This is a genomic window from Noviherbaspirillum pedocola (assembly GCF_016632335.1).
GTDB lineage: Bacteria > Pseudomonadota > Gammaproteobacteria > Burkholderiales > Burkholderiaceae_D > Noviherbaspirillum_A > Noviherbaspirillum_A pedocola.
Genome location: NZ_JAEPBG010000070.1, coordinates 1 through 1,432 on the forward strand (window position 1 = coordinate 1; position 1,432 = coordinate 1,432).

General features: G+C 60.9%; 1 protein-coding gene. It reads left to right on the top strand.

Translation table 11 applies throughout. The features are described 5' to 3' along the window. Positions 1–119: 119 nt before the first annotated feature. Positions 120–1,385: an IS256 family transposase gene (locus JJB74_RS32930; protein WP_200598765.1), complete on the top strand. Its 1,266-nt coding sequence runs from the start codon at positions 120–122 to the stop codon at positions 1,383–1,385. Positions 1,386–1,432: the final 47 nt, after the last annotated feature.

Below are 1,432 nucleotides of genomic sequence, written 5' to 3' on the forward strand. Positions count from 1 at the left end.
GAGCTATAGTCGGAAGTGGTGTACGAGGTGAAGTCTGAAGGCGGGCGGAAGGCGGTGAAGGTTTTTGTTGGAGAATTTGATTGTCGAAGTCAAAGCCACCAACAGAGGAAACCCCCACCATGCAGAAGGATAAGCAAAACGCAGTAATCGGTCTACCGGAAATCGGCGTGTCGCTGGACGAACTGGTGCGCCACGGCGCCCGGCAAGTCATTCAGCAGGTTATTGAACTGGAGCTGGCGGCCCTGCTGGAACAGTATGCCAACGTGAGAACCCTGTCGGGCAAGCGTGCCGTGGTGCGCAACGGCTATCTGCCCGAGCGCGACGTGCTCACCGCAGCCGGTCCAATATCGGTCAAGGTTCCGAAGGTACGTGACCGCTCCGGCATGGGCGTGAAGTTTCATTCCTCGGTGGTCCCGCCCTATGTCAGGAAGTCGCCGCGCGTCTCGGCCGCGTTGCCCTGGCTGTACCTCAAAGGGGTGTCGACTGGCGACATGAGCGAAGCGCTGTCGGTGCTGCTGGGCGAGCAAGCCAAGGGCCTGTCGGCCAACGTGGTGAGTCGTCTGAAGGCGCAGTGGTCGGACGAATGGCAGCAGTGGAACCGGCGCGACCTCTCCACTGCCCGCTATGTGTATTGGTGGGCGGACGGCATTCATACCGGCGTGCGAAGCGAGGGCGCCGATGGCCAATGCCTGTTGGTGATTGTGGGCGTCACGCCAGAGGGCAAGAAGGAGCGCGTCGCCATTGCCGACGGTTTCCGGGAGTCGACCGCGTCGTGGCGCGAGGTACTGCTGGACCTGAAGGCGCGCGGTTTGCAATCCGGGCCTCTGCTGGCTGTTGGCGATGGCGCCATGGGCTTCTGGGCTGCATTGGAAGAGGTGTTTCCTGCTACGCGGGCCCAGCGCTGCTGGTTCCATAAGCTGGGCAACGTATTGAACGCGCTGCCGGCATCGCAGCAGGCCAGAGCAAAGGCAGCCATGCAAGATATCTTTATGGCGGCCACCAGGGCAGAAGCCCTCGTTGCCTTCGAGAGGTTCGTGACGACCTATGGCGCGAAGTATCCGAAGGCCGTGCAAAAGCTTACGCAGGACAGGGATAGTCTGTTGGCGTTCTATGACTTCCCGGCCGAACACTGGCAGCACGTACGCACCACCAATCCGATTGAGTCGACGTTTGCCACGGTGCGGCACCGGACGACGCGGGCCAGGAACTGCCTGTCACGGGCCACGTTCCTCGGACTGGCGTTCAAGCTGATGGAAGAAGCAGAGAAGTCGTGGCGCAGGATTCGTGGCGCCGACCGAATTCAGCCGTTGCTGGATGGCGTGCCGTTCAGGGATGGCATCCCGGTGCAAGACAATCCGCCGGAACAACAGAAACTCGCCGCCTGATATTCCTATGCTTCAGACCGGCCATACACCAGAATTGACATTAGCTC

What these genes read in the sequence shown, in the direction of transcription:
- JJB74_RS32930 (WP_200598765.1), top strand. Translation starts at nt 120, where the DNA reads ATGCAGAAGGATAAGCAAAACGCAGTAATCGGTCTACCGGAAATCGGC.